Origin of the sequence: Psychrobacter pocilloporae (genome assembly GCF_029872915.1) — a bacterium.
GTDB classification, from domain to species: domain Bacteria; phylum Pseudomonadota; class Gammaproteobacteria; order Pseudomonadales; family Moraxellaceae; genus Psychrobacter; species Psychrobacter pacificensis.
The window spans coordinates 1,392,730-1,415,991 of the sequence record NZ_PGFT01000001.1 but is presented as its reverse complement, the minus strand read 5'-3'; the positions used below and the strand labels follow the sequence as shown (position 1 = coordinate 1,415,991).

Genomic DNA, 23,262 nt, shown 5'->3' with positions numbered 1-23,262 from the left:
CTTATGCGAGTTCTGTTTGAGTGGTTGTTTGGGTGTTAACATTTGTTTGGTTGCTACCATTTGATTCTGAGCTAAGCTGCATCAGACGCGCAACATAGTGCGGGCCACCTGCTTTCGGGCCAGTACCAGACAGACCACAACCACCAAATGGCTGGACGTTTACGACCGCGCCGATTTGGTTACGGTTGATATAAGTGTTACCTACAAAAGCACGGCGCTCGATATGCTCAACAGTTTTTTCGATACGGCTATGAATACCCATCGTCAAACCAAAGCCTGTGTTGTTGATAGCGTCAATCAGCTTATTCAGATCACGTGCCTTATAGCGCAATACGTGCAGGATTGGACCAAAGTGCTCACCACCAATCACATCAATACTGCTTACCTCGATTGCGGTTGGTAATACAAAGGTAGACTTCTCTTGGCTGACCACTGAGCTTACACTCATTGGGGTTTGAGCCAAAATAGTCGCGGTTGGCTCAGCATCCATACGCGCGATATGGGCCTCTAAACCATTTTTGGCATCAGCATCAATGACTGGACCTACATCTGTGGCAGCGTATAGTGGATTGCCAACAGAAAGCTCAGCCATATTGCCTTGCAATAGCTCGATCAAATCATCCGCCATCTCATCTTGCACGCACAATATACGACAAGCTGAACAACGCTGACCTGCTGAACCAAATGCAGATAGAACAGCGTCTTTAACGACTTGCTCTGGCAGTGCTGTTGAATCAACAATCATCGCGTTCTGACCGCCAGTCTCAGCGATAAATACAGGCAGCTCGCCGCTCGCTTGTGCATGATCATTCAAGCTTTGATTGATGCGCTGAGCAGTTTGCGTTGAGCCAGTAAATATCACACCTGCTATGTTATCAGCAGCCGTTAGCGCTCTGCCCACATCACCGGCACCTGTCACCAATTGTAGTGCTTCTGCTGGTACACCCGCTTGATACATGAGTTGCGCACCACAATGAGCAATCAAGCTGGTTTGTTCAGCAGGCTTAGCGACTACCGTATTACCTGCTGCCAGTGCCGCCACGATTTGACCCGTATAGATAGCCAATGGGAAGTTCCATGGGCTAATACACACAAAAGTGCCACGTGGTTTATAAACTTGACGCGATGGCTTACCAGACAAATCTGTAAACTCATGCACGACATCGTCTAGGCGCTCTGCTTCATCAGCGTAAAAACGACAGAAATCAACGGCTTCTTTGATTTCATCGATGCTGTCTTGCATAGTCTTACCAGCTTCGACTTGGCATAGTGCCATTAGCTCAGCGTAGTTTTCTTCAAATAGCTCAGCGATTTTACGCAGTATTGCTGCACGTTTGGCCACTGTCACGTTCTGCCACATGCTTTGACCAGCGACAGCCACATCAATCGCTTGACGAGCCAATTCTGCATTGGCATATTTGACTTCACCAGCGCTTACGTCATGATTCCAAGGCGCAAGTACAGGCTGCGCATCAAGCTGATGGGTGACGCCATCTACTTCATATTCATTAATTGCTTGGCCGTTGATAATAGGTGTCGCTGACCATTTTTTATTGAGATGGCTATCAATAGCGGCTTTGAACGGTAGCCATTGTGACTCTACAAATATGTTGGGGCCAAAACTTGCACGGCGCGAACCATAAATCTCTAGTGGTAGCGGGATATCTGGGTTGTGCAAGGTTGGGTTGGCAAGTAGCTTGTCATATGGATGCACAGTTAGTTTTTCAATCGGATACGACTTGTCTAATAACTGATGGACAAACGAGCTGTTGGCACCGTTCTCTAACAAACGACGTACCAAATATGGTAGCAAGTCTTTGTGCGCGCCAACTGGTGCATAGATACGTACAGGAATCTCATAAGCTTGCAAAATATGGTCATAAAGTGCATCACCCATACCGTGCAAACGCTGGAACTCAAACTCTTTATGGGTGCTCATGGTCATGATTGAAGACAGTGTGTGCGCATTATGCGTCGCAAACTGTGGCCAAATAAGACCGCGCAGATGGTCTGATAATAAGAAACGCGCACTGGCAAGATATGCGGTATCTGTACCTTCTTTGCGTGTCCAAACTGGATAGCCTGATAGACCTTTTTGCTGAGCAAGTTTGATCTCAGTATCCCAATAAGCGCCTTTTACCAGACGTACTGGAATGCGATCGCCTACTTCAGAAGACAAACGAGCAAGCCAAGCCAATACAACAATAGCACGTTTAGAATAACCTTGTACAACGATACCTAGGCCATCCCAACCAGCTGTTGAGTTATCACGGTATAGAGACTCAAACAGTTTTAAAGAAATCTCAAGACGATCCGCTTCTTCGGCATCAATACTAAGATCAACATTGACCTCGCGTGCCGCTTCAATAAGGAGCAAGCAGCGTTGACGCAATAGACCCATGACCTGAGCTTCTTGTGTCGCTTCATAGCGAGGATGCAGCGCAGACAATTTGATAGATACTGATGGCTTAGGCATACCTTCTTTGACTTTGACGTTGGCCGTCGCTTTGATCGCATGCAAGTAGTCATTGAAGTATTTTTCAGCATCTCGATGCGTGATAGCCGCTTCACCTAACATATCAAACGAATAGGTATAGCCTCTATTACGGTATGGCTGGCTGTTTTTGTTGGCATCTTCAATGGTCTCACCCAATACAAACTGGTGGCCCATGATGCGCATGGCTTTTTGCATGGCACTACGAATGACAGGCTCTCCCATCTTTTTGGTCATACGATCCAAGAAACCTGAGGCAGTGGTACTGCTGTCAATACTGACCACACGGCCTGTCATCATCATACCCCATGTTGAGGCGTTGACCATAAAGCCATTGTCATTTTTGATGTGTTTTTTCCAATCCGCCACACTCATTTTATCGTGAATAAGTGCATCAGCCGTATAGTTATCTGGCACACGAATCAATGCCTCTGCTAGGCTCATCAGCAAGATACCTTCTTGGGTATCAAGACTATATTCTAACAATAAAGAGTCAACCATCTTGACGGCTTTGCCATCGTTGCGGACATGCTCAACCAGCTTGCGTGTCTGCTCAGCGGCAGCATCACGCTCCTCTGCACTAGGCTTAGCAAGGGGCAATAAATCAGACAACCAACGCTGCTCATCAACGCTATACAATGGCGAAATACGCTTATATAACTCTTCTATTGGCTGGGCAAGATACTCTGGCGACAGCATATCAACAGGATTGAATAAAATCGGCTCTTGCGGGGTAAACTGGTCTACTGGGTTCATAACAACTCCATAACTATCGTTTAAAAACCATAATAAATGGTGCTTTAGGAAGTCTGATCGTCCTGCATAACTGCTCGTAACCGCTATCAAAATAGAGGTTATGGAAGGATATTCACAGCAATAATCAAAAGACCAAACGGCGCCATCACAAAACTAGAAAATCCAGCACATGCTGGAGATGGTTAAGTAGGTCGTTCCACTGTTAAACGGGCTACGTTAACAATACAAAGGCAACAACGAAAAATTAAGCGGCATTAGTGCCTTCTTCTTGTTAGTAGTGAAAGGAGTGTGATGGACAAATATCGCTTGAATGAAGTGATAAAAAATCACTTAAACAAGCCCAAACATACCATCTTAAATGTGCAAATTCACTGTAAGAAAAACCTCTACGGCGTTGATTGAGGTGATGCGCTTAACTCGGCTATAATATCATGAAAAAAAAATTCAAACTAACGCTTTTTTTTATTTTTAAAAATTAATTTTTCTTTAAAAAACAAATATTTACAAGCAATTTTTCAGTCATGACGCTTTGGTTATATTTTTTAGTTTACTATTACTGATTAATTATTACCAAAATTTTGAGTTTTAATCGTAACAATTTTGGGCTCACTAGTAAGCTAAGTACCATCTCCAAATAATAAAAACCCTCTTTACCATCAAGTGATAAAGAGGGTTGTATGGTTAGGTCTCATACCTAGCGCAGTACGCCTTATAAGAAGATAATTTTAACCAATAGCACAAGAGTCAAAAGCCATACAGCAATGCTGATATCAGCAAACTTACCAGAGATCGCTTTGACCGCCGTAAAGGTAATGAAACCAAGTGCGATGCCATCAGCGATAGAGTACGTCAGCGGCGTGAACAGCAATACAACTACAACAGGCGCCGCTTCTGTTAAGTCGCTCCAGTCGATGTCTTTTAGGGTGCCCATCATCAGTACGGCAACATAAAATATGGCACCGGCCGTCGCGTAGGCTGGGATCATACCGGCTAATGGAGAAAAGAAAATGCTTAGTAAAAATAACACACCAACAGTGACTGCCATCAATCCTGTACGGCCACCTGAGGCAATACCAGAGATACTTTCGATATAACTGGTTGTCGATGACGTACCAAGTAAAGAGCCTGCAACTGTCGCTGTTGAGTCTGCTAATAGCGCCTTGCCCATATTAGGAATATTGCCATCTTTGTCAGTCAACTTGGCTTGGCTAGTGGTTGCAATGAGCGTACCTGCAGTATCAAATAAGTCCACAAATAAGAAAGCGAAGATCACACTGATCATACCCACATCAAATGCGCCAGCGATATCGAGCTGCATCAGTGTCGGCGCGATAGAAGGCGGTGCAGATATGATACCGTTAAACTGTGTATAGCCCATTAGCAAACTAATCAGAGCAACCAGCAAAATACCAATGGTTACCGCACCTGGGACTCTTTTATAAGACAGACCAATAATGACGACAAAACCTAGAGATGCCAATACAGAACCAAATGACGTCATATCACCAAGAGCAACCAAGGTCGCATCATGATTGACGATGATACCTGCACTCTGCAAAGCAATAAAAGCCAAGAATGCACCAATACCAGCGACTACGCCGTTTTTGAGAGAGTTTGGAATCGCATTGATGATTGCCTCACGAATCTTAAAGAGGCTTAATAGAACAAAGATACAACCTGACAAAAACACCGCACCCAGCGCGGTTTGCCATGCATACCCCATACCTAAGACCACGCCATAGGTGAAGAAAGCATTAAGTCCCATGCCTGGCGCTAATGCCACTGGTAGTCGGGCATAGATACCCATGATGAAACAACCGACTGCTGCGGCCACACAGGTTGCGACAAATACGGCCCCTTTGTCCATACCTGCATCGGCTAAGACATTAGGGTTAACAAAGATAATATAAGCCATCGTCAAAAACGTGGTTATACCAGCGACGATTTCTGTTTTGATCGTGGTATTGTCACCATTAATCCCAAAATAGCGTTCAATTGCATTCATAAGTGTTCGCCCCCAACTGGCTAATAAAAAATCACCACTACCTAAAACTAAACATGACCTCAGCAAAATGGCGATGCCGCAGTAAGAATAATGTAGTAACAAAGCGTAACATATTAGACGAGTTGTCTTACAAACTCAATCGCTGATAATGTCTAACTCGTATAAAAAGCAATTAAAAACACCACTTTTATAACGATAAAAAGTCTATACAAATTTGAATTTTCTTATAGTCTCTAGCTCAAATCATTTATGTATACTAGTAGGGCGTGTTGCCACTATATTGTTAAAATATTTGATGTATCGTACTTTTTGTCTGGTTAACACATTAATAATGACGTTTCTTTTATTTAGAAGTAAACTAACAGGTTATTATGTTGATGTCTCAGTGGTTGAGCGTGGTCTCAAATAGTCTCTTACTAAACCCGATTGCCGAGATCTTTACTGCGCTTAAGATTCAACGATAAAGTATGCTTATTATTTTTAGGGTTCGTTTGGTTTGGATGTCTTTATTTAAACCAGCTGTTGTCAATTATCCGTGAGTCCATTACATGCCTGAATCATTAAATATTATTGATCTTATTACCCAAGCCAGTCTATTGGTACAGATTGTGATGGCGTTATTGCTATTAGCCTCTTTGTTCAGTTGGGTCATTATTTTCCGTATGAGTGCGCGGCTCGGTACAGCCAAAAACTTTGATCAACAATTTGAGACTTGGTTTTGGTCAGGCGAAGATTTAGCAAAGCTGTATCAAGGCGTACAAGGCTCACCTGATCGCCAAGGACTTGAGCAGATTTTTTATGTGGGATTTTCAGAGTACCTGAGAATGCATAAAAAGCGTCAACCTAAAGATGACATCATCGACGGTGTTGAACGTAAACTGCGCGTCGGCTTGGGCCGTCAGCAGCAATTACTCGAGTCAGGGCTGACGACGCTAGCGAGTATCGGCTCGGTGGCTCCTTACATTGGACTGTTTGGAACCGTTTGGGGCATCATGAACGCGTTTTTGGGACTGTCGCAAACCGAGCAAGCCACCCTAGCCTCTGTCGCGCCTGGTATTGCTGAGGCGCTGATTGCGACAGCCATGGGCTTGTTTGCCGCTATTCCTGCTGTATTGGCATACAATCATTTTACGGCAAAATCTAGCCGTCTTTATGATTCACGAGCACTATTCTGTGACGAGATGACAGGCATGCTACAGCGCGAGACCAGTGTGCAAATCCCCGTTGCTAGAGAGACGCAAGTGAGTGCCACTCAGGTGAATGGGCTATGAAACCAAACCCCTATCGCCGTGAGAAAAAAGCGCTGAATGCAGAGATGAATGTCGTTCCCTACATCGACGTTATGCTGGTGCTATTGGTGATATTTATGGTGACCGCACCCATGCTCATTACAGGTGTCGATGTTGATTTGCCAAAAGAGCAAACCAATACCATGAGTCAGAGCCAGTTGCCCGTCATTGTCTCATTGACTGACAAGGGCGAGATTTTTATCAGTTATGAAAATAATATCGACTTGCCTATTAGTGAGCCTGAGCTAATTAACACTTTATCCAACTTACAGTCTCAGAGCGGTAATACCAACACTGAGCCATTGCAAGTGATGATTAATGCTGATCAAAATAACCAATATGGCGCTATCATGACGCTCATGGCAACTTTGCAGCAGGCAGGTATTGAAAAAGTAGGGTTATTGACTGGTGCGCCTTTACCGACGCCATCACTCCAATAGCTATACCTTCTATATAGGTATGTCACATCATAGCAGCCAATCCGATAAACCACGTTCATGAGTATCCATATCATGCATAATGCGCCTGCCGTCTATGTCCCCACCGAACCTGAAGGCAATGGGCTAACACTGCCTACGTTACTCAGTTTGCTAGCACATGGTCTTATAATCGGCATACTGATTTATAACTATCAGTCCACTGAGGTTGAGACTGCTGGTAGCATCGAGACGGTCATGGTAACTCCTGAGCAGCTCGCTGAAATGCAAGGACAGATATTGGCCAATCGTGCAGCAGCCAGCGCCATGCAAATGGACAGCAGCACCAGCGACTCAGCCAGTAGCGCTCAACAAGAAACCTCAAGTAGTAGTAGCTCAAGCGCTCAAAATCCAAGCCAGCCGAACTCCCAGCGTGTCCCTGTGTTTACGCGATCTGACGAGCCTGCCAGTCAGCCTATGCTTATGAGTGAAGAGCAACATCAACGCCTGCGCGAGCAAAACCAAGAATATGAGCGCAGAATGGCTGAGTGGGCAGCGCAGCTAGACGAATCCGCGATAGAGGAGCTTGATCAAGTAGAGCAAGACAAAAGAGAGCAGATGATCGAAGATCAAAAAAGGCTTGGAGATTTTCGTCAAAAGCAAAACAACCCACCCAAGATCAGACGCCCCACGGCTAACGATCGTAATATACAGATTGATACCGATGGCTCTGGCAATGCAGGCCGAACCTTTAGTCTCTCAGATGGTCAATCAACCATCTCCGGCGACACCTTAACCTCTAGTACTTCTAAAGGTAGTAGTCGCTCTGCCTCAAGTGGTAGTCGCGGTGCCAGCAATAGTGAAATCATCAATCTAATCAAGCGCAACTATACGCCGCCTACCGCAGCGAAAGGCTCTACCCAGCGTGCCACCTTAACCATCACCGTTAATGCCAATGGTGACGTGGTCAATGTCACCGCATCTGGTCCTGATAGCGTCGTCAATGAAGCTGCCAGACAAGCAGTGCTCAACACAGGTAGCCTACCAATCGATGCTGATGACCCAAAATATCCTACCTTTACTATACAGTTTAAAGGTAGCAATTAATCAGTTGCTAGCGTCTTGTATTATTGATAACGTGATGTTAAGCGGCTTTTATCGCTTCGTTTTTTCATCTAAATATAGTAAAGCCCAAATAAAACTGATATAGCATCACAAACACACTCGATTAAATACTATTTTCCTTGCTTGCTGTGACTTCGTCTCCAGAGGCTGCGAAAAATAGCCTTTAATCTCGTTGTGTCATTTTTAAATTGACTTATCTATACTTGCCTCATCGACTATAAAAATGACTATCATATTAATTTTAGGAGCGCCATTGACCCATGTATACTCATAAAAAACTACTAGCCTCTTTACTTGCGGGTAGTTCAGCATTACTTATCTCGCAAAACGTGCTCGCAGCCCCTGTCGTATTAGAATTGGACTATGAGATTCCTGTCCAACAAAACCAAGTCGCGTTTGTACCATTCGCAGGCGATTCTGTTTTGTCCCCTATTATTTTAAATGATTTGAATAATACAGAACTAAAAGTCACCAGCCAAAACCTACCGCAGCAGCCACGCAGCAGTAGCGAGCTGGCAGGCACACTGCCAGTATGGCAAAGTATGGGAATACCTTATTTGGTCGTCGGCAGCACTCGTACCAATCGCGGCAAAATCGTCACCGATTATGAGGTCATCGATGTCAAATCTGGTCGCGTGATAGAAGGCAAGCAAAGCCTAACCGCTGACAATAACAGAGAAAGCATGCGCTACGCCGGTCACGTCATCGCAGATAAAGTCTATGAGCTGATTACGGGCATTCCAGGGGATTTCTCAGGGCGTATTGCTTATATAGAAGAAACAGGCACTGGCAAACAAAAAGTCTCTCGTCTAAAAGTGATGGATGCTGATGGTGAAAACGCCAAAACCATCACTGAGGTAGCTGGGTCTATCTTCTCACCAGCATGGTCACCTGACGGCAATCGCATTGCATACTCGGTACAACGTGAAAAATCATATCCCGTCATCTACATTCAAAACGTCAGCGGCGGCGGCGCCAGTGTGCTAACGCCTTTTTCTGGTAGTAACTTGAGTCCGTCATTCTCCCCTGATGGCAGCAAAATCCTATTTTCTAGTAGTTTTGAGGGTAGCGCCGATATCTATGAGATAAGCGCAAGCGGCGGTACGCCTAGACGCCTCACTAATTTGCCAAGCAGTGAGGTGCAGCCAAGCTACGCTCCTGATGGCAAGTCATTTGTATTTGTCAGTGACAAAGCTGGATTCAATAAACCACAAGTCTATCGTTATGAGTTTGGCTCGGGACGCACCACCAAAGTATCTAATGGTGGCTATGCAACCAGTCCGCAGTTTAGCAGCGACGGAACACAAATCGCCTTTTTAAGTGGACGCTCAGCCGCGATTATGAATAGCAATGGTGCGGTGACGACCAACCTTGGTAATACGGGTATCGATGAAGCCCCAAGCTTCTCACCCAATGGCAAGCGCGTGGTCTATGCGTCAACCCAAGGCGGCAAAGGTGTACTAACGATTAAATCATTGAATGGTGGCGAAGCGTTCGGCAAATCAGGACAAGGCATCATCCGCTCACCCGTATGGTCATCAAGTCCAAAGTAATTTAGGCAACTGAATCACAACGTTAGAATTTACTCATACAAAAAGCCTTAATCATAATGAATATGATTAAGGCTTTTTTGTGTCATAAGCTGCTAGAAGAAAAGTGATAAAACCTACTTAGTAAAACCTGCCCGCCGTCTTATGCACTCTTCTTAGGTACCCTTCATTCGAACTCATTTTTCTTCCTTATTGTTAGTAATAAACCCGTAAACCGGTTAGTACCAAAAAAAACATTGCATTAACTTTCATTTTACCTATATCCTAAATAGGTCTGACTAATTGGTCAGGTTATTTAGATATTGGCCAACAAATATAAACTATTACTGTTGTCTATTTTAAGGTCGGGAACTTACCCCTATTATTTGAATCGATAAAAAACAGGTCAAGGATTGGGTTTTAATTTTTATCTAATGATTTGTTACGTTGTCTGATATATACAGCTAATTGGGTGCTAAGCAGTTATTCTAGGAGGAAACCACCATGAGTGAAAACGTTCCAGCAAATACTGATTTATTATATAGACTGCACGACCGCCCCAACCCTATCAAAGCATTCTTAGGTGCCATACAGCACGTACTTGCTGCTTTCGTTGGTATTATTACCCCTTCACTAATCATCGGTGGCACTTTAGGTTTAGGGGAACATATCCCCTATCTGCTAAGCATGTCCTTAATCGTATCTGGAGTCGCGACTTTTATTCAAACGCGAAAAGTAGGGCCCATCGGCTCTGGCCTTATGGCATTACAAGGCACCAGTTTTGGTTTTTTGGCGGCAGTATTGACCGCAGGATTTGTAGTAAAAAACCGCGGTGGTAGTCCTGAAGAGATTTTATCCGTTATCTTTGGTGTGTCGTTTCTCGGTGCATTTGTTGAGATATTTTTGAGTCAATTTATCACCAAACTCAAATCATTTATGAGCCCTATTGTTACTGGCTGTGTGATTGTCACGATTGGTTTGTCCCTAACAAAGGTAGGTCTCACTGATTTGGCAGGTGGGTTTGGTGCTGAGGATTTCGGTAGTATTCCAAACCTACTCTTAGGTGGTGGCGTACTCGTCAGTGTGGTGCTCATTAGCATTATTAACAATAAGGTTATTCGCTCAAGTGCTATCTTTATCGGTCTGATGTTAGGCTTGCTCGCTGCCGTATTTATGGGGCGCATTGATTTTTCATTGGTGTCTAAAGCGGATTTTTTCACCGTTCCCATTCCCTTCAAATATGGTTTTGGTTTTGATTGGCAGGCATTTATTCCCATTGCCTTTATGTACATCATTACCAGTATTGAGACCTCAGGCGACTTGACCGCTACCTCGATGATTTCAGGCGAACCGATCAAAGGCCCGCTCTATGAGAAGCGCATCAAAGGTGGTGTGTTGGGTGATGGTGTCAACTCTCTGATTGCGGCTGTATTCAACACTTTTCCTGTGACAACCTTTAGCCAAAATAACGGCGTGATTCAAATGACAGGTATTGCCAGTCGCTATGTTGGTTTTTATGTTGGCGGTATCTTGTGCCTGATGGGTCTATTTCCTATCCTCGGTGCGATTTTCACGCAGCTGCCCAAGCCTGTCGTAGGCGGGGTCACGCTACTGATGTTTGCCACTGTCGCAACTGCGGGTATTCGTATACTATCCACCGTGGATTTTACCCATCGTAATGTCTTGATTATCGCCACGTCACTAGGATTAGCAACGGGTATTGCATTCGTTCCTGACGTACTCTCACAGACGCCGCAATTTTTCCAAAACATCTTTGGCTCAGCGGTGACGATGTCCGGTATTGTGGCAATCACGCTTGATATGATCCTACCAAAAAACTACGGTGTAGAATTTGATACGGCTGAACAACATGCCGAAGATGGCTTAAAAACAGCGCAAAAAGTGGCATAAATTTGAATGTTTAGCCCTGTCTAAAAGTAAAACGAGGTGCCATAAAATTTGTTTGTGCACCTCGTCCGCTATGATCGCTTAATCACAATGACTTAACTGTATATAATCATTCAAGTCCACAGCCTCGTAAAATAAAAGGCACTAGAAAATCTGCTGCGCGCGCTTCATCTTCTGCGTCATAAGCTGTTTTGTCCATCAGGCCGACAATTTCAATCTCAAATTCAGCGTAACGCTGGGTCGTCGCCCATATCAAAATTAGTAGTTGCAAGGGATCTGTAATCCCAATCTTGCCTTGCTTATGCCACTCTTTCATGACTTGCGCTTTATCATTTACCCAATCTTTCATCGTTGTTGACATAAATTCGTGCAAGTGAGGCGCACCGCCGATGACCTCAATGGCAAACAACTTATGACGACTAGGATTGACAAAAGCTTGATGCAGCTTGGTACGGACAAACTTTTCAATGACGGTTTTTGGATCGCTGTCCACTGTCATCGTCACCAAGCCGTCATTCCATTCTTCAATAATCGAGCGTAGCACCGCCATATATAGGTTTTTTTTGTTTTTAAAATAATAGTGGACGTTGGCTTTAGGCAGTCCTGCTCGATCAGCGATGCCTTGCATTGTAGCGCCGCGATAGCTTTGGAGCACGAACTCCTCTTCAGCGGCTGCCAGTATCAACGCTTGATTGTGCGCGCGCGTAACTTGTTGACTACGATGCGATGGCGCATCAGTAGTCAGGATATCCTCTTTCTGATTATCTTGAGTCATAACAATGGTATCTCACTCCAAGTGGCTGGTTCGACAAAATAGTCGCTATATTTCTGAATATTTTTATATATCAATGCACAGATTTTCGCAGCATGAGCCACCAAATAAAAAAATTCTCATAAAACAGTTGACCAATTAGTCAGGTTTTAGCAGAATGGTAATTATAAATCACACGTATTACGACCAAAACTATACTGCCATGTCATTTTGCGGCTCAACTATTAGTATTTCCTCAAAAAATACGTTCTGTATCGTCAATTTATCATGATTAGAAAGCTAGCAACTTAAATACGCACTGTGGGTTTGCTTAAATAAAAATGCAAACGTCGAAAAACTAAAAAATGAACCATAAAAACATCGATTGCTATCGCTAAGTCTAAGCAAAAAACCACCATGTATAAACCTTTATTAAACAATAGTTATCCAGTCCGCATAATGGGCTGTCATATCAACAAAAAGGATATCACCATGAGCTTAACCTTAGCGCAATTTAATAATTTGTCTCAAGAGATCGCAGTCTCGCAGCTTTTAATCTGCTGTACCAGTAGCGTTTGGGCAAATAAGCTTGCCAATGCGCGTCCTTTTGCAGATTTCGATGCGCTCTTAGCGAATAGCGATGCTATCTGGCATGACGTGCAAACCAATGAGGCCAACTTACTAGAAGCATTTGATGGACATCCACAAATCGGTAATGTGGCTTCGTTAAAAGAGAAATATCGCAATACACAAGATAGCGCCGCCCATGAGCAGTCTGGCGCTAATGATGCGACAGACGACGTACTCGAAGCGCTCGCTAAAGGCAATCAAGATTATCTTGATAAATTTGGTTTTATTTTTATTGTTTTTGCAACCGGCAAAAGCGCGCAGCAAATGCTCGATTTGCTCTTGGCGCGCCTGCCAAATGATCGCGCAACAGAGCTGGCCAATGCCGCCGCTGAGCAAAATAAAATCACACGTTTACGTCTAAGCAAACTATTAGGTAATGCTTAGATGATCAACAGCTATCAAACCACATTATTACTATCAATGTTTGTCCGACGTTCTACTTATCAAATACGCTAGCATCATTACTCTATTTACGTCTTTACTAAATACAAAGGAAGCCTTATGTCTGCCACCTTATCGTCACATATCTTAGACACTCATTTGGGCACGCCTGCTGCTGATATCGCCGTCCGCCTACACCGCGTACCAGACAGCGGTGACACGATACTGCTTGCGCATGGGACGACCAATAGCGATGGTCGCGTGACACCAGATGCTTGGCAGTTTGAGTCAAGCATTGATGGCACTGAGCGTCAGCTAGATACGGGACGCTATACCGTGACGTTTGATACTCAGGCATATTTTGATGCCCAGCAGTTGACGGCATTTTATCCGCAGGTGGTCATCGACTTTGTGATAAAAGACGCAAGCCACTATCACGTGCCATTACTTCTGAGTGCGCATGGTTATAGTACCTACCGCGGATCATAACCGACCCTTATTATCAAAAAACTGTGAGCGAAAATCGTTATCCGCTCACAAATATTTTATCAAGACACTGTCATATTAAAGGACACTTACCGCATGGGCGCCTATCTTCTCGAATGGTTGAGTTTATTTTTTCGCTGGTTTCATGTTATCGCAGGGGTGGCATGGATTGGTGCATCGTTTTATTTTGTGTGGCTGGATCTGAGCCTACGCAAGCCGCCACAGTGGAAAGCAGACAAAGGCATCTCAGGTGATCTGTGGGCCGTCCATGGCGGCGGGTTTTATGAGATTGCCAAATACAAGCTCGAACCAGAGGAGATGCCAAAAACGCTACATTGGTTTAAGTGGGAAGCTTACACGACTTGGCTGACGGGCGCGGCGATGATGTCTATCGTCTATTATGCCAATGCAACTGCCTATCTGATCGATCCAAGCAAAGTGCCTTTTACCAGTATCGGTGCCATTGCGACAAGCTTGCTGTTTTTATTTGGTAGTTACTTTATTTACGAAGTCATTGTGCGCAGTCATTTGGGCAAAAACGCCTTTATCTTTAGTACCCTGATTTTTATCTTGTTGGTTATCGCGAGTTGGGGTTCTTATCAGCTGTTTAGTGATCGCGCCTCGTTCATCCATATCGGGGCGATTTTGGGCACGGTGATGGTCGGTAACGTATTCTTCGGTATTATGCCAGCGCAGCGCGCACTCGTAGACTGTGTGCGGCGCGGCGAAAAACCGGGCAAAGAAGTCGCTGAATTGGCACTGCAAGCCAAAAACCGCTCACTGATGAATAACTACTTTACCCTGCCACTCATCTTTACCATGATTAGCAACCACTATCCGATGATGTATGCTCATGAAAAAGGTTGGTTGGTATTGGTCTTCGTCGGCGTTATCACTGCAACGGCACGTCATTATTTTAACCAAAAACATTTGGGGCATAAAAAACCACGCTACTTGGTTATCCCAGCCATACTGACGGTATTATTGATTATTTGGATGCGACCTGAACCAATTGATCCAGCGCCTGCAATGCCCGCTACTGCCGCAGTAACACCTACGACAACTAATAGCACCCCAACAGCTACAAGCGCGACTACTAATACTGATAACGTTAATAATAGCAGTGTTAGCAATAATGCCGCCACTGCTGCTGAAGCCGTACCAGTGAGCGCATCAGTAGATGACGCTATGATGGATGTTGTACATACACGCTGTAGCACTTGTCATGCAGTGCAGCCCACACAGCAAGGCTTTGCCGCACCGCCAGCAGGTATCATTTTGCAAACACCAGAAGATCTAAAAACACACAAAGCAAAAATCGTCACTGCGGTACAAACTGGCTATATGCCACTTGGTAATATCACTCAGTTAACAGATACAGAACGTCAGCAGCTTGTCGCATACGCATCATCCCTTTAGTTTGTTATCAATAGAAAACTTTCCTTGGCGAGCAATATTCAATTAAATATTTAAGGCTCTACGAGATATAGGAACATAAACAATGAGCAAAAAAATCATCAGTGATTTTGATCAAAATACATACCCACGCGACCTAAAAGGCTACGGTGGCAAGCCACCAAAAGCCAATTGGCCAGGCGGTGCAAAAATCGCCGTACAGTTTGTCTTGAATATCGAAGAAGGGGCAGAAAATAGCGTCATCCATGGCGATGGACAGTCCGAGCGCTTTTTGTCGGATATTTTGGGTACGCCCGAGTTTAACAACCGTCACCAGTCTATTGAGTCTGCATTTGAATACGGCAGCCGTGTTGGTGTGTGGCGGGTGTTGGATGTGTTTAAAGAGTACGGCGCTCCTATCACCACTTTTACTTGTGCTGCCGCTGCCGAAAAAACCCCGCATATTATCGAGCGCGTATTAGAAGACGGTCATGAGATTGCCAGTCACGGTCTACGCTGGATCACTTATCAATATATGTACCGCGAGACGGAACGTGAGCACATTCGCCGTGCAACCAACATATTTGAGCGCATGCTCGGCAAACAGCCACTCGGCTGGTATACGGGACGCGATAGCCCAAACACACGTGAGCTGGTGGTCGAACAAGGTGGCTATCACTATGACTCTGACTCCTATGGCGATGAGCTGCCTTACTGGCTCAATGTCAAAGCCCAAGATGGCGATCTAATCACACGCAAGCCGCATTTGGTCATCCCTTATAGCTTAGAGACCAATGACATGCGCTTTTCTTCGAGTCCAGGGTTTACTCACGCCGAGCCATTTTATCAATACCTCAAAGACAGCTTTGACACCCTTTATGAAGAAGGCGCAGAAACCCCCAAAATGCTGACCATCGGTTTGCATTGCCGTATTATCGGACGGGCAGGACGTATCAAGGCATTAAAGCAATTTTTGCAATACATCACCAATAAGCCTGACGTGTGGATATGCCGCCGTGATGAGATAGCGAAGCACTGGTACGACAACCATCCAGCAACACCAGACAACACAGCCAACTGGATGTAGCTTTTGCCACGACAGCCACTACCACGGCTGTCAAGTAAGCCGCAGTGTGTCGAATAAATAAAACAAGCGGCACTCGATCAATTAAACCTAATATTAAGCAAAAGGAATCATAATGAGTCAAAACACCTCAGAAGTGGGACAAATCATCTCAGCAAATAATCTGCCTGAGAGCCTGCCAGCCTTTACTAAAAAATCTAACGTGGCTGACAGTCGCTTGGGTGCCAAAGCGCTATTTGCGACCGATGATTTTTTTGCGGATAAAAGCCGTATTCTAAACCCTGATGCGCCTATCTTTATTGTAGGTAAATTCGACGATAACGGTAAATGGATGGACGGCTGGGAGACGCGCCGTAAGCGTCATTTGGGCTATGATTATTTAGTCATTCAGCTGGCGCGTCCGACCAAAATCGCAGGTCTCGATATCGATACCAGTCATTTTACGGGTAACTTCCCCTCTTCTGCCAGTGTCGATAGCTTATACGCGCCAGAGCTACTACAGCAAGATGAAACTGAGCTTACTAGTCTCAGTAAAAAAGACTGGGACAGTAAAAACTGGCAGCCCCTTGTTGGCATGACCCCACTACAGGGCAATCACCATGAGTTTATCGAAACTGATAACGAGCAAACGGTCACACATATCCGTTTGAATATTTACCCAGATGGCGGCGTGGCTCGACTGCGTGTCTATGGTGATATCCAACTTGATGCCAGCCTAAACAATCAAGGTGAAATGCTCGACTTGGCAGGCGCGTTAAATGGCGGTCGTGCAATCGCCAGTAACGACGCACATTTCGGTGAAGCTAGCAACTTACTGTTACCGACCAAAGCGCCCAATATGGGGGATGGCTGGGAGACGCGTCGCCGCCGTGAGCCAGGCAATGACTGGTGCATTATTGCCTTAGGTCAAGCAGGTATCGTGGATTCTATCGAGATAGATACCGCTCATTTTAAAGGCAACTATCCTGATAAAGTATCCATTCAAGCCGTCTACTCGCCAAATACGCCAGAGCAAACCTTGGTCACTCAAAGTATGTTTTGGGATACGTTGCTTGAGCCGCAAAAAACCAATGCGGATGACATCCATACCTTCGGTAACGACAAGCTCTTAATAGACCAGCCTATCACCCATATCCGAGTCAATATCTTCCCTGATGGTGGTATCAGCCGCGTGCGCGTGTTTGGCAAAGTAGCAGATCATGTTGGTACTACTGATAATACAGAGGTCAAATAATGAGTGTTATCTTAACGGCTCAGCCTTTGACCAAAGGCGACTTTGCCCCTTACGGCTCGGTTATCGAGCGCTATAGTGAGGAGGAGCAAACCGCTGACAACACTTATGAGATCAATAATGGCTATGCGGTTCGCCATCATGCGCTTGCTGCGAGTCAGATTGAGGGTGGCACTGTCGGTATGAGTATCTTTCGAGCCAAAAAACGTGAGAATCCGATTGCCCTCTCCGTCATGGAGTATCATCCGTTTTGCACGCAAGCATTTGTCTCGATGGAAGGTCAGGACTATGTCGTCGTCGTTGCCAAAGCAGGTACGCCGCCACAATCGCCTGATGATCTGGCCGTGTTTTATGCCAAGTCGCATCAAGGCGTACAGTATGCTGCCAACGTCTGGCATCATCCCTTATTGGCGCTTGGACGCGACAGTGACTTTTTAGTGATTGATCGTATCAATGGCGAAGGTAACAACTGCCATGAGATAGACATTACGGACTGGGGTGTGCTTATTGAGTTAGAAGACGTCAGTTAGAAAATGTCAGTTAGAAAAAAAGTCGCCAAGCTATCTCATAAGCACAGACAAAAAAGCACAGAACAAAAGATACAGACCAATCAAAGCCCCGTTTATGATATATAAACGGGGCTTTTTTGTGACTCATGTTTTTCGCCAGTTTATCAGACCGCAGATTTTCGATAGCGGCTCTGACCAGCAATTATCGTCTGCTCAATCACTCTATCATCACCCAGCATAATCAGCACAAATAACTGCTCTTCAAGGGTTTTGGTCTGCGCCATACGCCGCTCTAACAATGCTGTGGCCTTCATATCAATCACGACAAAGTCCGCTTCTTTACTGGGCATAAAGTTACCAATCTTATCATCTAATAGTAGCGACTGCGCATTGCCCAAAGTGATCTGATACAACCCTTGGTGTGCTGATAATTGATTACTTTGTAGTTGCTGGACTTTGTATGCCTCTGATAACGTCGTGAGCATCGATAAGCTCGTGCCTGCTCCAACGTCGGTGGCGATACTAACACCGGTATAACTTAACGTCTTTGGTAAATCGAACAGCCCACTACCCAAAAACAGATTGGACGTTGGACAATGTGATATCTGCGTGCCAGTCGCGCGTAGACGCTCGTATTCTGGTGTCTCAAGGTAGATACCATGCGCCAAGGTGGTACGGCGGCCCAGTAATCCCATATCATCATAGACGTCGAGGTAGCCTTTATGATTGGGATACAGCTCCTGCACAAAAGCCACCTCATCACGGTTTTCTGCCAGATGCGTTTGCAAATACACACTGTCATGGCTGGCATACAACTCACCTGCCAGACGTAATTGTGTAGGGCTCGACGTAATCGCAAAGCGCGGGGTAATGGCCACATGCTGACGCCCGCGCTCATGCCAATTATCAATGATATTTTGAGTGTCACGGATACTTTGCTCAGCAGGCACACATAGCGGCTCAGGCGCATTTTGGTCCATCAAGACATTACCCGTGATCATACGCGTATTGAGCCTGTGGCTTTCAGCAAAAAACGCCTCGGCAGATAACGGATGACTGGTTGCAAAAACCATCGCACTGGTCGTGCCATTGGCAAGTAATTGGTTCAAAAAAAACTGCGCGGTATCATGCGCTATTTTTGGATCACCAAAGTTGGCTTCCGTCACAAAAGTATAATTATTGAGCCAATCAAGCAGTTGCTCACCATAAGCGGCAATCATATCTATCTGCGGATAGTGCACATGGGTATCGATAAAACCCGGCATGATGAGTTTGTGCCGATGGTCATGAATCTGTACTGGTTCTTGACTGTCATTAGTAGCGGTCAGCACATAATTTGCTAGCATCGCCTCTCGACTGCCATAATTAATAATCAGTCCAGTCTCATCATCAATAACAAGTGCACCGTCGGCAATATACTCAGGGTAAACACGCACGCCTGCAATTACTGGAAGCAACGTTGTATCTTTATCAACGGTCAGATTTACGAGAAAGTCAGGAATTCTAGTATCGGATAATTCAGCAGCCGTACGCTTAGCAAGGTCATCTTCGCTAATATAATGTAATAAATGAGCTTGATAAATATGTAGGGTCATTTGGTAGTCTCACAATGGCGTAGTAGTACTGAGCGTTTTAATTATTTAATAAAAAATGACACGGCTTCATGAAGTAATTAGTCCCTTCAAAGAGCAACCTGATGATAACGTTGTAATAGCTGTGCCGCGATAGATACGGCCACCGCCATTGGCTCTTTGCCGCCGATGGGTAATCCGATTGGCATGATGAGCTGATTGACTAGTTGCTCACTATAGCCACGCTGAATCAAACGATCTCTAAAACGTTTGGCTTTGGTGGATGAGGCAATACAGCCAATATAAGGTAATGAGATATCTGAGCGCTTACTATCAGCTAAGCAGATATCAGAAATAGTATCTAATGCTGCGCGCACCAGCTCAAAATCCACACTATGGTCATGCGTCATAACCAAAATAAAACGCTGACCACCTTGCTCAATAAATGGACGCACAAAATCGACAGGATCGTCATCGATATGCGGACGGATATGCCTTGGTAGCTGATAGAGTTGTGATTGATTCGGTGTGGGGTTTTGGTAGGCACTGTTGCCTGCTTGGCCCGTTTCACTGGAGTTGGTTTTATCAATCAAGTAACGCTCAAACATCTCTGGGCGACTGTCTACCCAATCTACCTGACATGGCAATTCAGCAAGGATAGTCATGAGCGCTGATGCCACATGACCTGCTCCAAATACCAGTACTGACATCGGCGGCGTCACATTAAAGCATTCGAACATAACAGTGACGCTACCGCCGCAGCATTGGGCCAATTTCGCACCCAACGGGTAATGCTTAGTATAAACCGCGTCTCGGCGTACTGCTTTAGAAGGAGCTGACGCGCTTGTCTCATTAGCTTCAGAAATTTTTGGTTTGACTTGTTTGGATACCGTGGTGGATATCTCGCCACTTAATAGCTGACGAGCAGTAGTAATCACATCGTGCTCTAGACCGCCGCCGCCCAGCGTATCTACAATACCATCCTGCGTGATAATCATCTTTGCCTGTAGCGCACGCGGAGCCGAGCCATTCACAGCCACGACCGTTGCCAACACATGAGCCATGCCGCGCTGCTGATATCGCGCTAGACCTTCATACCAGATGTTTGGTGGAACCAATGACTCACTCACTGTGCGCAGGACCCCTTGCCCCTGCGACATTTGGGTGCTCTATCGCTTCTGGCTGCTCATCAGTCTGTTTGCCGGCTACCTCTTTTGGATCAATATCTTTGGCATGGCGTACATCTTGCGGCATGACTTTGTCGTTATAGAGATCGCCCTTTTCTTCTATACCTTCAATAAGGCTATCCATCGTATCCTTGTCCGCCTTGGTCTCTAGATCCCAAGACGAACCTTCCATACGCATAACTGCTTTTAATACGGCTTCTGGGGTCGCAGGCATGGTCAATTCTGGATTTTTTTGATAATTACCAAGGCTAGCCACCGCGTTATTGAGAGCGCACCAGACACTAGCTGCCAACATAAACGGCGGCTCACCAACGGCTTTAGAATTATAGATAGTTTGTTCTTCGTTTTTGCGATCGTATAGTTTCACATTCCACTGCTTAGGCAAGTCATGCGCCGTTGGAATTTTATAATTGGCAGGACTATCGGATGCAAGCTTTCCTTTATCATTCCAGATCAGCTCTTCTGCTGTGAGCCAGCCCATACCTTGCACAAAACCGCCCTCAATCTGACCGATGTCAATGGCAGGATTGATCGATTGCCCTGCATCGTGCAATACATCACAGCGCAGTACCTTATATTCCCCTGTCAGTGTATCAATCTCAACCTCAGCACAAGCTGCACCTAGCGCAAAGTAGAAAAACGGACGTCCCCATGCTTTGGAGCGATCATAAAATATCTTCGGCGTTTTATAGTAGCCAGTAGACGATAGGCTGATGCGGTTTTGATACGACAGCTGAATCATTTCAGCAAAGGTTAGTGTCTCTTTATCGCCGATATAGACATGGTTTTGTTCAAAGCGTATCTCTTCTTGTGCCACCTCAAAATGCTCAGCTGCAAATTCAACAATGCGCGCTTTGATGCTTAGACAGGCATTTTGCGCCGCTTTACCGTTAATATCAGTACCTGATGACGCGGCAGTTGGTGAGGTATTAGGTACTTTATCCGTACGTGTCGCTGATACTTTTACTGTATCTAGATCCACATCGAACTCATTGGCGACAATTTGGGCGATTTTAATATATAAACCCTGCCCCATCTCCGTACCACCGTGGTTGAGATGGATGCTGCCATCGGTATAAACGTGTACCAGCGCGCCCGCCTGATTGAGCGTCTGCACCGTAAATGAAATACCAAATTTTACGGGTGTTAACGCAAGACCCAAACGCTTGTCACTACCTTCAGCGGCGGCTTTTTGATTGAATTCTATAATTTGCTGACGGCGCTTGTCGTAATCGCAATCCGCTGCCAGTTTGGTCATGATGTTTGCTAAATCGAAATGCTCAATGGTCTGACCGTAATGGGTGCTTTGACCATCTTGATATAAGTTTGCTAAGCGCACTTGCAGCGGATCTTGCCCCAAGGTATAGGCAATATGGTCCATCATATATTCAGCGGTCATTAGCCCTTGTGGACCACCAAATCCTCGATAGGCCGTATTGGATACGGTATGCGTCTTACAGCGATGACCCGCCACACGAGCCGCTGGATAGTAATAGGCATTATCACAGTGGAACATCGCTCTATCGACGATGGCATCAGATAGGTCTGGCGCATAACCGCACAGACCAGCCAATTGCATATCGACGCCCAATATACGCCCAGACTTATCTAAGCCAACCTCATAACGATTGGCAAACTCATGACGTTTACCCGTCACGACCATATCATCCTGACGATCTAGACGCATACTGACAGGAGCGTTATGGCGCTTGGCAACGATACCGCACAGACACGCCCATGCCGCGGCTTGCGTTTCTTTACCACCAAAACCACCACCCATACGGCGTACGACTGTGTTTACCGCATGGAAGGGCAAATCCGTCACTTCGGCGACGAGCTGCTGCACTTCACTTGGATGCTGCGACGACGTGTACACTTCTAGTCCGCCATCATCACAAGGCACCACATACGACACTTGCCCTTCGAGATAAAAGTGCTCTTGCCCGCGCATATGAATATGACCTTCAATACGAATCGGTGCACTCTCAAGCGCCGTTGCCGCATCACCACGCTTCATAAAATGACTCGGACGCACAAATAACTCTTGCTCTAGCGCTTTATCAATACTAAGTACCGCTGGCAATGGCTCATATTCTACTACTGCCTTGGTGGCGGCTTTTTTGGCAGCGCGATGGCTGGTCGCCACCACCACAAATAGCGTCTGACCGACATACTCTGTAATGTCATTCACCATCAGTGGCTCACCATCAAACACGGCACCGATATCTGTCTGCGCCGGTAAATCTTTAAAACTTAAAACATCAACGACCTCATCAGCCTCTCTGACAGCACTCAAATCCATACTCAATATACGTGCATGAGCATGGCTGCTTTTACCCACTGCCAGATGTAGCGTGCCTTGTGGTTTGGTAATATCATCCACATAAGTTGCCGTACCCATCACATGGGTAATCGCACTGTCGTGTTTGGCTGACGTGCCAATCTTGTTTTTTGGCGGACGCACGCGGCGGATACTATAACTGTCAAATAAAGACGAATGATGGCTCATAGCAAA

At 45.5% G+C, this 23,262-nt stretch carries 17 protein-coding genes; 11 read left to right on the top strand and 6 right to left on the bottom strand.

The genetic code is table 11. From position 1 onward, the window contains the following. Position 1: 1 nt before the first annotated feature. Both putA and CUR83_RS06120 read right to left on the bottom strand, forming a co-directional pair. A complete protein-coding gene (gene putA / locus CUR83_RS06125; protein ID WP_284719305.1) occupies positions 2 to 3,250 on the bottom strand; it encodes a bifunctional proline dehydrogenase/L-glutamate gamma-semialdehyde dehydrogenase PutA in 3,249 nt (1,082 codons plus the stop codon). A gap of 709 nt (positions 3,251 to 3,959) precedes the next feature. Then, on the bottom strand, positions 3,960 to 5,255 hold the full coding sequence (locus CUR83_RS06120) for an NCS2 family permease (RefSeq protein ID WP_284719304.1): 1,296 nt from the start codon (positions 5,253 to 5,255) through the stop codon (positions 3,960 to 3,962). Positions 5,256 to 5,803: 548 nt separating this feature from the next. Here CUR83_RS06120 and tolQ point away from each other — a divergent pair. The 5 genes from tolQ (at position 5,804) to CUR83_RS06095 (ending at position 11,525) form a co-directional block, all read left to right on the top strand. After that, on the top strand, positions 5,804 to 6,526 hold the full coding sequence (gene tolQ, locus CUR83_RS06115) for a protein TolQ (RefSeq protein ID WP_058025342.1): 723 nt from the start codon (positions 5,804 to 5,806) through the stop codon (positions 6,524 to 6,526). Next, positions 6,523 to 6,984 carry a protein TolR gene (tolR, locus tag CUR83_RS06110; RefSeq protein ID WP_058025343.1) on the top strand — a complete coding sequence of 154 codons (462 nt, stop codon included), beginning with the start codon at positions 6,523 to 6,525 and terminating at the stop codon, positions 6,982 to 6,984. Before tolQ ends, tolR begins: the two co-directional genes overlap by 4 nt. A gap of 57 nt (positions 6,985 to 7,041) precedes the next feature. Beyond that, positions 7,042 to 8,067 (top strand): cell envelope integrity TolA family protein, encoded by a 1,026-nt coding sequence (locus CUR83_RS06105; protein WP_284719303.1) that lies wholly within the window; start codon positions 7,042 to 7,044, stop codon positions 8,065 to 8,067. Positions 8,068 to 8,345: 278 nt separating this feature from the next. Continuing rightward, entirely contained in the window at positions 8,346 to 9,638 is a 1,293-nt protein-coding gene (locus tag CUR83_RS06100; RefSeq protein ID WP_071001418.1) for a PD40 domain-containing protein, read from the top strand. Between the two features lie 480 nt (positions 9,639 to 10,118). Next, complete coding sequence (locus tag CUR83_RS06095) at positions 10,119 to 11,525, top strand: nucleobase:cation symporter-2 family protein (RefSeq protein WP_284719302.1); 1,407 nt, start codon at positions 10,119 to 10,121, stop codon at positions 11,523 to 11,525. Positions 11,526 to 11,631: 106 nt separating this feature from the next. Here CUR83_RS06095 and CUR83_RS06090 read toward each other — a convergent pair whose 3' ends face one another. Beyond that, positions 11,632 to 12,297, bottom strand: coding sequence for a TetR/AcrR family transcriptional regulator (locus CUR83_RS06090; protein ID WP_071001416.1), 666 nt, complete (start codon positions 12,295 to 12,297; stop codon positions 11,632 to 11,634). Positions 12,298 to 12,765: 468 nt separating this feature from the next. On the opposite strand from CUR83_RS06090, the gene uraD reads away from it, so the two are divergent. The 6 genes from uraD (at position 12,766) to CUR83_RS06060 (ending at position 18,010) form a co-directional block, all read left to right on the top strand. Beyond that, a complete protein-coding gene (gene uraD, locus CUR83_RS06085; protein WP_284719301.1) occupies positions 12,766 to 13,287 on the top strand; it encodes a 2-oxo-4-hydroxy-4-carboxy-5-ureidoimidazoline decarboxylase in 522 nt (173 codons plus the stop codon). 117 nt (positions 13,288 to 13,404) lie between these two features. Then, entirely contained in the window at positions 13,405 to 13,773 is a 369-nt protein-coding gene (gene uraH / locus CUR83_RS06080; protein ID WP_284719300.1) for a hydroxyisourate hydrolase, read from the top strand. Positions 13,774 to 13,866: 93 nt separating this feature from the next. Beyond that, complete coding sequence (locus tag CUR83_RS06075) at positions 13,867 to 15,189, top strand: urate hydroxylase PuuD (RefSeq protein ID WP_212563621.1); 1,323 nt, start codon at positions 13,867 to 13,869, stop codon at positions 15,187 to 15,189. A gap of 82 nt (positions 15,190 to 15,271) precedes the next feature. Then, on the top strand, positions 15,272 to 16,252 hold the full coding sequence (gene puuE / locus CUR83_RS06070; RefSeq protein WP_284719299.1) for an allantoinase PuuE: 981 nt from the start codon (positions 15,272 to 15,274) through the stop codon (positions 16,250 to 16,252). A 112-nt stretch (positions 16,253 to 16,364) separates the two neighbouring features. Next, on the top strand, positions 16,365 to 17,483 hold the full coding sequence (gene alc / locus CUR83_RS06065) for an allantoicase (RefSeq protein ID WP_284719298.1): 1,119 nt from the start codon (positions 16,365 to 16,367) through the stop codon (positions 17,481 to 17,483). Further along, entirely contained in the window at positions 17,483 to 18,010 is a 528-nt protein-coding gene (locus CUR83_RS06060) for an ureidoglycolate lyase (RefSeq protein ID WP_093069012.1), read from the top strand. The genes alc and CUR83_RS06060 overlap by 1 nt, the downstream gene beginning before the upstream one ends. 143 nt (positions 18,011 to 18,153) lie before the next feature. On the opposite strand, the gene guaD is transcribed toward CUR83_RS06060, so the two are convergent. The 3 genes from guaD to xdhB form a co-directional block, all read right to left on the bottom strand. After that, the gene (guaD, locus tag CUR83_RS06055) at positions 18,154 to 19,584 is read right to left on the bottom strand and encodes a guanine deaminase (protein WP_252962378.1); all 1,431 of its coding nucleotides are present in this window, start codon (positions 19,582 to 19,584) and stop codon (positions 18,154 to 18,156) included. 86 nt (positions 19,585 to 19,670) lie between these two features. Further along, positions 19,671 to 20,690, bottom strand: a complete 1,020-nt coding sequence (locus tag CUR83_RS06050; protein WP_284719297.1) for an XdhC family protein — start codon at positions 20,688 to 20,690, stop codon at positions 19,671 to 19,673. Beyond that, the gene (gene xdhB, locus CUR83_RS06045; RefSeq protein ID WP_284719296.1) at positions 20,683 to 23,256 is read right to left on the bottom strand and encodes a xanthine dehydrogenase molybdopterin binding subunit; all 2,574 of its coding nucleotides are present in this window, start codon (positions 23,254 to 23,256) and stop codon (positions 20,683 to 20,685) included. Before xdhB ends, CUR83_RS06050 begins: the two co-directional genes overlap by 8 nt. Positions 23,257 to 23,262: the final 6 nt, after the last annotated feature.